Source organism: Pseudomonas sp. LF020, from assembly GCF_053456425.1.
This window is the reverse complement of sequence record NZ_JBRFIX010000023.1, coordinates 1-8,355: the sequence shown is the minus strand read 5'-3', so window position 1 is coordinate 8,355 and position 8,355 is coordinate 1. Positions and strand designations below refer to the sequence as shown.

The following is an 8,355-nucleotide window of genomic DNA, read 5'->3' as shown; positions in this document are numbered from 1 at the left end:
GGCGCTTTGGGTAGAAGGGGCGGGACGAGAAGTCTCCCACGGTCTGTACTGGTCAGAGTCAGAATCGAGTCTGTAGTCCCGCCCACCCCTTCAAGTCTAAACATACAAGCGAGCTTGCTCGCGAAGGGCCATTACTGACCACTCATGTCGCCGGGCGAATTGCGTTGATCAACGACTGCAACGAATACCCCAACCGCGGCGCCAGCGCTTCGGCCCGGGCGGTCAGGGCTTGCATGTCCAGGTCCTGATCGAGATCCGCCGGCACAATCAGAATCACATTGCCCTCCTTCACCGGCAGCTCCCAGTAATGCCGGTGATACAGCCCGCGCAGCAATGCTGCACCCAGCGGCTTGCCGTCATCGGTGGCCCACTGGTTGATCACCAGCCAGCCCCCCGGATTCAGACGCTTCTGACAGTCACCAAGAAAGCTCCACGCCAGATGCCCGACACCCGGGCCGACATCGGTGTAGAGGTCGACAAATATCAGATCCGCAGGCTCGGCCGTCGGTAGCAACTCCAGGGCATCGCCGACACGAATGTACAAACGCGGATCGTCATCCAGCCCCAGATATTCGATGGCCAGGCGCGGCACGTCCGGGCGCAGTTCGATGGCTTCGACGTCTTCCAGCGGCAGAAACTTGAGACAAGCCTGGGTCAGGGTGCCGGCACCGAGGCCGAGAAACAGCGCGCTCTCCGGTTGCTCATGGCACAACGCGCCAATCAGCATCGCCCGGGTGTAGTCGTATTCGAGCCAGCTCGGATCGGCGGTGAACACGCAGCTCTGTTCGATGGCATCGCCGAATTCCAGAAAGCGGTAATCGGCCACTTCCAGCACGCGAATCACGCCGAACTCATCCTGTACCTCGGCGAGCAACAGCTCGACGCGCTCCTCAGTCATTTCGTCTCCTGATGGTCACCGGGCGCGGTGACGCGATGACACCGCTCCGGCGCCGTGGCAAAGCGGCGATTGTCGGTGATGGGGCGGGAGCAGGTCACGCACTAATTGCTGCTACCATGGGCTTCCCGTGCGTAGAACCAATTAGAGACCGTGATGAGCCAACCGTGGAGCCCTGACAGCTGGCGCGCCCTGCCGATCCAGCAACAACCCCAATACCCTGACGCGGCGCATCTTCGCCAGGTCGAGCAGACGCTGGCCAGCTATCCGCCGCTGGTGTTTGCCGGCGAAGCGCGCGAGCTGCGTCGCCAGTTTGCCGAAGTAACTCAGGGCCGGGCGTTCCTGCTGCAGGGCGGCGATTGCGCGGAAAGCTTCGCCGAGTTCTCTGCAGCGAAGATTCGCGACACGTTCAAAGTATTGCTGCAAATGGCGATCGTGATGACCTTCGCCGCCGGCTGCCCGGTGGTCAAGGTCGGGCGCATGGCCGGCCAGTTCGCCAAGCCGCGCTCGGCCAACGACGAGACCATAGACGGCGTGACCCTGCCCGCCTACCGGGGCGACATCGTCAACGGCATCGGTTTCGACGAAAAGAGCCGCGTGCCGGATCCGGAGCGCCTGCTGCAGTCGTATCACCAGTCCACCGCCACCCTGAACCTGCTGCGCGCCTTCGCCCAGGGCGGTTTTGCCGACCTGCATCAGGTGCACAAGTGGAACCTGGATTTCATCGCCAACTCGGCACTGGCCGAAAAATACAGCCATCTTGCCGATCGCATCGATGAAACCCTGGCGTTCATGCGCGCCTGCGGCATGGACAGTTCGCCGCAACTGCGCGAAACCAGTTTCTTCACCGCCCACGAAGCGCTGCTGCTGAACTACGAAGAAGCCTTCGTGCGTCGCGACAGCCTGACCAACGATTACTACGATTGCTCGGCGCACATGCTGTGGATCGGCGACCGCACCCGTCAGCTCGACGGCGCCCACGTCGAATTTCTGCGCGGAGTGAACAACCCGATCGGGGTGAAAGTCGGCCCGAGCATGAACCCGGATGATCTGATCCGCCTGATCGACGTGCTCAACCCGGACAACGATCCGGGCCGTCTGAACCTGATTGCGCGGATGGGCGCAAACAAGGTCGGCGATCACCTGCCGGCGCTGATCCGCGCGGTGCAGCGTGAGGGCAAGCAGGTGCTGTGGAGCTCCGATCCGATGCACGGCAACACCATCAAGGCCAGCAGCGGCTACAAGACCCGCGACTTCGCGCAGATCCTTGGCGAAGTGAAGCAGTTCTTCCAGGTACACGAAGCCGAGGGCACTTATGCCGGCGGGATTCACATCGAGATGACCGGGCAGAACGTCACCGAGTGCATCGGCGGTGCGCGGCCGATCACTGAAGACGGGCTATCGGACCGCTACCACACCCACTGCGATCCGCGGATGAATGCCGATCAGTCGCTGGAGCTGGCGTTTTTGATTGCCGAGACGCTGAAGCAGGTTCGTCGCTAGACCGCCCGCCCCCATCGCCTGTAGGAGCTGCCGAAGGCTGCGATCTTTTGATCTTGATCCTAAAAAACAAAATCAAAAGATCGCAGCCTTCGGCAGCTCCTACAGGGGTCAAGATCCCCCAAAGATCTCTGTGAGGCCGCCTCAGTCACAACCGATCTGTGCCAATGCCACCCGCAACCGCCCCGCACTTTCGCGCTGACAATTCAATTGCACCCGCGCAAGCCCCAGCCAATCGGCCATCTGCCGCAAATTCAACGCCAGCGCCAACATCCCCTCATCATCCAGCCCCGGCGCCTCCTCGTGCACTGCATGCACCGCCAATCGCCCCGCCGCCCGCTCGGCACGCAGATCGACCCGCGCGGCAATCCGCTCGTTGTGCAGAAACGGCAGCACGTAATAGCCATAAACCCGCTTGTCCTGCGGCGTATAGATCTCCAGCCGATAGCGAAAATCGAACAGCCGCTCGGTACGACTGCGCTCCCAGATCAACGAATCGAACGGTGACAACAAAGCACTGGCGACAACTTTACGCGGGACTTTCGGCTGCGGCAGGCAGTAGGCAATTTGTCGCCAGCCGGCGACTTCGCAAGTCTGCAACTGCCCGTCCTCGACCAGTTCCGCCAGACGCGGTCGCGCATCTCCCGGATTCAGGCGAAAGTAATCGCGCAGGTCTTTTTCAGTGCCAACACCCAAGGCCTGCGCCGCGTGCAGCAGCAAGCCCCGCTGCGCTTCAGCCTCGTCAGGTAACGTTTGCTGCAAAATTGAAGATGGAATGACCCGCTCCGGCAAATCATACAAACGCTCAAAACCGCGACGGCCGGCCACGGTTACTTCACCGGCGGCGAACAACCATTCCAGTGCATGCTTTTCCGCACTCCAGTCCCACCACTGTCCGGCCTTGTCCTCACGGGTCGACAGGCTGCCGGCGCCCAATGCACCGCGCTCCTCGACCGCGCTTAAAACCCGGCGCACGACGTCCTGCTGTTCAAGACCAAACTTGGCCAGTTGCTGATAAATGTCTCTGCCAGTTCTGGCCCGTTGCATGCGCCAACCCATCAGCGGGTACATCGCCAGCGGCAGCAACGACGCTTCATGCCCCCAGTATTCGAACAGCGTGCGCCGACGGCCCGAACTCCAGGCAGCCTGGTCGAGCAGATCGGAAGAATAGGAACCGAGACGGGAAAACAGCGGCAGGTAGTGCGAGCGCACCACGGCGTTGACGGAGTCGATCTGCAACAGCCCCAGCCGTTCGATCAGCCGGTTGAGCTGCGGCGCCTTGACGGTCGGCGGCTGGCGTCCGTGGAATCCTTGGGCCGCCAGCGCCAGACGTCGCGCCTGTTTAAGGGAAAAGGCCAGAGTCGCGGGCATGAGCATCTCCTTGTCTGCTCGCAACCTACCTCACCTGAAAGTGGTTTGTGTAGTAAGGCCCTGATCATTTATGCATCGGATCGTCCCAGAACGGCCGGATGGCCTCGTGTTCGACGTCGGCACGGCTGACCCCGATGTCCTTCAGCGCTTCGTCGCTCAGGCTGGCAAGCAACTCACGCTCACGGTGCAATTCGTACCAGCGGCTAAACTTGTGCAGCAGGTCGGAAACGATATGGCCGTGGCCGGAAAATTTTGTGTCGTCTACATACTCTCTTTGACCTTTCATCGTGTTGCCCTCCTTGTGGATGGCTCAAGTCTCGCGCTGGCGCTAAGATCAATCCAACGAATGTTTCTGATGGCATTCATCACGGAGATTCATCAATTGTCGGCCTACCCCAGTATCGATACCGATGTCCTGCGCACTTTCGTTGCGATTGCCGATCAGGGCGGTTTTACCCGCGCCGGCGAGATGGTCAACCGCACGCAATCGGCGGTGAGCATGCAGATGAAGCGCCTTGAAGAAGACGTGTTGCAGCGTCAGTTGTTCGAGCGTGACGGTCGCCAGGTGCGCCTGACAGCCGAAGGCCAAGTGCTGCTGGGTTATGCGCGGCGCATCCTGAAATTGCACAGCGAAGTGTTCAACACCTTGCGCGAGCCGCACATGGTTGGCACGGTGCGCATCGGTACGCCGGACGATTACGTGATGCGGTTTCTGCCGGGGATCCTCTCGCGGTTTGCCCAGTTCTACCCGCTGATCCAGATCGAAGTGCATTGCGAGTCCAGCAAACAGCTGTTGCAGCGCACCGACCTTGATCTGTCGATCGTCACCCGCGAGCCGGGCAACGAGATCGGTCAGTTGCTGCGCAAGGAGCGTTTCGTCTGGGCCGAGGCGCAGAATTTCAGCGCCCACGAGCAGACGCCGTTGCCGCTGGCGATGTTCAACAGTGATTGTTTCTGCCGTTTGTGGGCGTGCAATGCGCTGGACGCGATGGGCCGCGACTACCGCATCGCCTACAACAGCACCAGCCTGTCGGCGCTGATGGCAGTGGTGAGCGCGGGTCTGGCGATCACCGCGCAACTGGAAAGCCTGATCACCCCGGACATGCGCATTCTCGGCGCTGCCGAGGATCTGCCGCTGTTGCCCGAGGCCAGCATCATGCTGATCCGCAACCTGAACAATCCGTCGCCGATCACCGAATGCCTGGCCGAGCACATCGTCGAAGGCTTCAAACTTTAAACGCGAGCATCACCGCGCACAGCACCAGAAAGCCGCAAAACAGCCCGCGCAAGAGCCGTTCCGGCATGGCGTGGGCGACTTTCACTCCCCAACTGATGCTGGCCAGACCGCCGATGGCCAGCGGCAGGCCGATCATCCAGTCCACTTCGTGATGCACCGCGTAGGTCACCAGGGTTACGCCGGTACTTGGCAACGCCAGTGCCAGCGACAGGCCTTGAGCAACCACTTGGCTGGTGCCGAACAGGCTGGTCAGCACTGGCGTCGCCACCACGGCCCCGCCGACACCGAACAGACCGCCCATGGTCCCGGACGCTGCGCCCAACACTCCCAGCCATGGCCAGGAATAGCGCATTTCGGAAGTCGCGGCGGGTCGCTTGCCAAACATCTTCAGCAGGTTGTACGCCGAGAGCACCACGAGGAACGCGACAAAACCGATGCGCATGGTCTGCGCATCGATGCCCACCGCCCAGATCGAACCGATCCACGCAAAGCAAAAACCCATGACCGCCAACGGCAGCGCATGACGCAGCTCGATGCGATTGCGCTGGTGATAGCGCCACAGCGCCAACATCACGTTGGGCACCACCATCACCAGCGCCGTGCCTTGGGCGATCTGCTGATCGAGCCCGAACCACACGCCCAGCAGCGGAATAGCGATCAAACCACCGCCGATGCCGAAGATTCCACCCAGGGTTCCAAGAGCGGCGCCGAACAGCAGGTACAACAAAAACTCGATCACAGCGATTTCCTCATCCGTCAGGCGATTCATCCTACGCAGTCGAGGCTGGCGGGGAAACGCACAGCAACGCACAATGGCTATGCCAATTTCGCACAAGCACCGAAGCACTCATGAATCCCAATCAGTTGACCGAACAGCTCGGACTGTTTCTCGATGTACTGGAGAGCGGCAGTTTTTCTGCAGCTTCTCGTCGGCATCCGCTGACGCCTTCCGCCGTGGCGCGGCGCATCGACAGCCTGGAAAACGCGGTCGGCAGCCAGTTGTTCATTCGCAGCACCCACGCCGTGCGGGCGACCCCGGCGGGTCTGGCGTTTGCCGAGCGAGCACGACGCATCGTCAGCGAACTGCAACTGGCCCGCGCCGAGGCAGTGTCGCTGAGCAGTGCACCGGAAGGCTTGATCCGCATCGATGCCCCGGCCGCTTTTGGTCGCCGCCATCTCGCGCCGGTCATCGCTGACTTCCTGGTGCTGTACCCGGGCCTCGACGTGCAGTTGCACCTGATCGACAGCTTTATCGACATGCACGGCTCGAACCTGGGCAAAGTCGATCTGGTGCTGCGTGCCGGGCAAATGGCCGATACGCGGCTGGTCGCCACGCCGCTGGCGAGCATGGTGCGCATTGCCTGCGCCAGCCCCGACTACTTGAAACGCCGGGGCGCACCGCGCCATCCCGCGCAGTTGAGTGAACATGACGGGCTGGATTGGGAAGGTCTCGCCCCACCCTTCGCCTGGCGCTTCGAACTGGACGGGCAAATGCAACTGCATCGCCCCACGCGCATCCGCATGAGCGCCAATAATGCCGAAGCGCTGGTGTGCGGGGCACTGGCCGGGCTGGGCGTCGCGCATTTGCCGACCTGGCTGGCCAGTGAGTACCTGCTGCGCGGCGAACTGCTGCCGCTGTTCTGCGAGAACGGTCTGCCGCAACCAGAGAGCACCGGCATCTATGCACTGCGCATGGAACAGCAGACCCATTCGCGCAGCCGTCTGCTTTTGGAATACCTCAAGACCCGCTTCAGCCCGGTGCCGCCGTGGGATCTGGCGCTACAGCGCGAGCTGGGCCGGCACTAGATTCTGGATAATTATCTGGCGCATTAAACATTCGGGCGCTAGATTCAAGCCCATCACCGAACAAGGCTTTGCCATGACCACCGAACGCGACACACCCGATAACTGCGAGCACCTGCTGCTGGACAACCAGGCTTGTTTCGCTCTGCATTCCACTTCGCTGATGATGACCAAGGTCTACAAACCGCTGTTGCAAGCGCTGGGCCTGACCTACCCGCAGTATCTGGCAATGATGGTGCTGTGGGAAAAAGACGGTTTGACCGTGGGCGAGATCAGCACGCGGTTGCTGACTGATCCGGGTTCGCTGACGCCACTGCTCAAGCGTCTGGAAGGTGAAGGGCTGCTGAGCAGAACCCGCAGCCGCGAGGATGAGCGAGTGGTGATTGTCGAGTTGACCGCGCAGGGCCGGGCTCTTCGTGAGCAGGCCAAAAGCGTTCCGCAATGCATTCTCGGGGCCAGCGGGTTCACCCTGGAACGCCTGCAGAATCTTCAATCCGAGCTGCAAGCCCTGCGCAGCCATCTGCAAGACAGCCTGACCGGATAACAACGCTGCCCCTTGTAGGAGTGAGCCTGCTCGCGATAGCGGTTGTTCAGTCGGCCCCCGTATTGCCTGCTCCACCGCTATCGCGAGCAGGCTCACTCCTACAAAGGATCGGTTCACCAGGAAAAATATTTTTCAGCCCGCGCCCCCACCATCCGCTCTAAATCTTCACTTTCAAGCTGATCGACAGTGCCTTTAAAGGACCGAGATTCAGCTTTCTCAAAAAATTATCTTGCGCACTAATCATTTGCGAGCTACATTTCTCTCGCACTTACTTAGCGCGCAAACAATTAGCGCAAAATCAGAATTCCAACGAGGCCCACACCATGCAAACTCTCTACACCGCAATCGCAACCTCCACTGGCGGCCGTGACGGTCGTGCGATCTCCAGCGACAACATCCTCGACGTCAAACTCGCCACTCCGAAAGAACTGGGTGGGGCCGGTGGTGCTGCGACCAACCCTGAGCAACTGTTCGCTGCCGGTTACTCCGCCTGCTTCATCGGCGCGCTGAAATTCGTCGCCAGCCAGACCAAACGCAAAATCCCCGACGATGCCTCGATCACTGCTCATGTCGGTATCGGTCAGATCCCTGGTGGTTTCGGTCTGGACATCGATCTGCACATCAGCCTGCCAGGCCTGGAACAAGCGGATGCACAGAGCCTGGTCGAAGCGGCGCACCAGGTCTGCCCGTACTCCAATGCCACTCGTGGCAATGTAGAAGTGCGTCTGCACACCACCGTCTGAAAAGCACACACAAACCCTATGTAGGAGTGAGCCTGCTCGCGATAGCGCTGGATCAGTCACCGAAGATGTTGGCTGCACTGACGCCATCGCGAGCAGGCTCACTCCTACAGGGGATCCGCGGCGCAAAGAAATCGCATGTCTCGTCCTGAATAAGGTTTACACCTTCTGACTTCTCATCAGGAGGGTGCAATGGATACAGGTGCAAAACGCAGTCAGCGCGATTACACGCTGACTTTTAAATTGTCGGTTGTCGACCAAGTCG

General features: G+C 60.7%; 9 protein-coding genes. 5 read left to right on the top strand and 4 right to left on the bottom strand.

The genetic code is table 11. The features are described 5' to 3' along the window. Positions 1 to 142: 142 nt before the first annotated feature. Positions 143 to 898 carry a spermidine synthase gene (locus tag ACU680_RS27300; protein ID WP_400764867.1) on the bottom strand — a complete coding sequence of 252 codons (756 nt, stop codon included), beginning with the start codon at positions 896 to 898 and terminating at the stop codon, positions 143 to 145. 153 nt (positions 899 to 1,051) lie between these two features. On the opposite strand from ACU680_RS27300, the gene ACU680_RS27295 reads away from it, so the two are divergent. Next, positions 1,052 to 2,398, top strand: a complete 1,347-nt coding sequence (locus tag ACU680_RS27295) for a class II 3-deoxy-7-phosphoheptulonate synthase (protein ID WP_007964815.1) — start codon at positions 1,052 to 1,054, stop codon at positions 2,396 to 2,398. A gap of 141 nt (positions 2,399 to 2,539) precedes the next feature. On the opposite strand, the gene ACU680_RS27290 is transcribed toward ACU680_RS27295, so the two are convergent. Both ACU680_RS27290 and ACU680_RS27285 read right to left on the bottom strand, forming a co-directional pair. After that, on the bottom strand, positions 2,540 to 3,766 hold the full coding sequence (locus tag ACU680_RS27290) for a winged helix-turn-helix domain-containing protein (protein WP_448181069.1): 1,227 nt from the start codon (positions 3,764 to 3,766) through the stop codon (positions 2,540 to 2,542). 64 nt (positions 3,767 to 3,830) lie between these two features. Beyond that, positions 3,831 to 4,052, bottom strand: coding sequence for a DUF1127 domain-containing protein (locus tag ACU680_RS27285; protein ID WP_007964812.1), 222 nt, complete (start codon positions 4,050 to 4,052; stop codon positions 3,831 to 3,833). A gap of 96 nt (positions 4,053 to 4,148) precedes the next feature. Here ACU680_RS27285 and ACU680_RS27280 point away from each other — a divergent pair, with 96 nt between their 5' ends. Next, positions 4,149 to 5,003, top strand: coding sequence for a LysR substrate-binding domain-containing protein (locus tag ACU680_RS27280; protein WP_025113145.1), 855 nt, complete (start codon positions 4,149 to 4,151; stop codon positions 5,001 to 5,003). Here the strand turns inward: ACU680_RS27280 and ACU680_RS27275 are convergent. Beyond that, a complete protein-coding gene (locus tag ACU680_RS27275) occupies positions 4,993 to 5,742 on the bottom strand; it encodes a sulfite exporter TauE/SafE family protein (RefSeq protein ID WP_045122197.1) in 750 nt (249 codons plus the stop codon). The two genes, ACU680_RS27280 and ACU680_RS27275, sit on opposite strands and share 11 nt — an antisense overlap. A 110-nt stretch (positions 5,743 to 5,852) precedes the next feature. On the opposite strand from ACU680_RS27275, the gene ACU680_RS27270 reads away from it, so the two are divergent. The 3 genes from ACU680_RS27270 (at position 5,853) to ACU680_RS27260 (ending at position 8,093) form a co-directional block, all read left to right on the top strand. Further along, on the top strand, positions 5,853 to 6,809 hold the full coding sequence (locus tag ACU680_RS27270; RefSeq protein WP_448181068.1) for a LysR family transcriptional regulator: 957 nt from the start codon (positions 5,853 to 5,855) through the stop codon (positions 6,807 to 6,809). Between the two features lie 73 nt (positions 6,810 to 6,882). Next, entirely contained in the window at positions 6,883 to 7,350 is a 468-nt protein-coding gene (locus ACU680_RS27265; protein ID WP_448181067.1) for a MarR family winged helix-turn-helix transcriptional regulator, read from the top strand. 323 nt (positions 7,351 to 7,673) lie between these two features. Further along, on the top strand, positions 7,674 to 8,093 hold the full coding sequence (locus ACU680_RS27260; RefSeq protein WP_003226782.1) for an organic hydroperoxide resistance protein: 420 nt from the start codon (positions 7,674 to 7,676) through the stop codon (positions 8,091 to 8,093). The last annotated feature ends 262 nt before the right edge of the window (positions 8,094 to 8,355 follow it).

Coding starts and splice junctions, on each gene's coding strand:
- ACU680_RS27300 (WP_400764867.1), bottom strand. CDS start 898: ATGACTGAGGAGCGCGTCGAGCTGTTGCTCGCCGAGGTACAGGATGAG.
- ACU680_RS27295 (WP_007964815.1), top strand. CDS start 1,052: ATGAGCCAACCGTGGAGCCCTGACAGCTGGCGCGCCCTGCCGATCCAG.
- ACU680_RS27290 (WP_448181069.1), bottom strand. CDS start 3,766: ATGCCCGCGACTCTGGCCTTTTCCCTTAAACAGGCGCGACGTCTGGCG.
- ACU680_RS27285 (WP_007964812.1), bottom strand. CDS start 4,052: ATGAAAGGTCAAAGAGAGTATGTAGACGACACAAAATTTTCCGGCCAC.
- ACU680_RS27270 (WP_448181068.1), top strand. CDS start 5,853: ATGAATCCCAATCAGTTGACCGAACAGCTCGGACTGTTTCTCGATGTA.
- ACU680_RS27265 (WP_448181067.1), top strand. CDS start 6,883: ATGACCACCGAACGCGACACACCCGATAACTGCGAGCACCTGCTGCTG.
- ACU680_RS27260 (WP_003226782.1), top strand. CDS start 7,674: ATGCAAACTCTCTACACCGCAATCGCAACCTCCACTGGCGGCCGTGAC.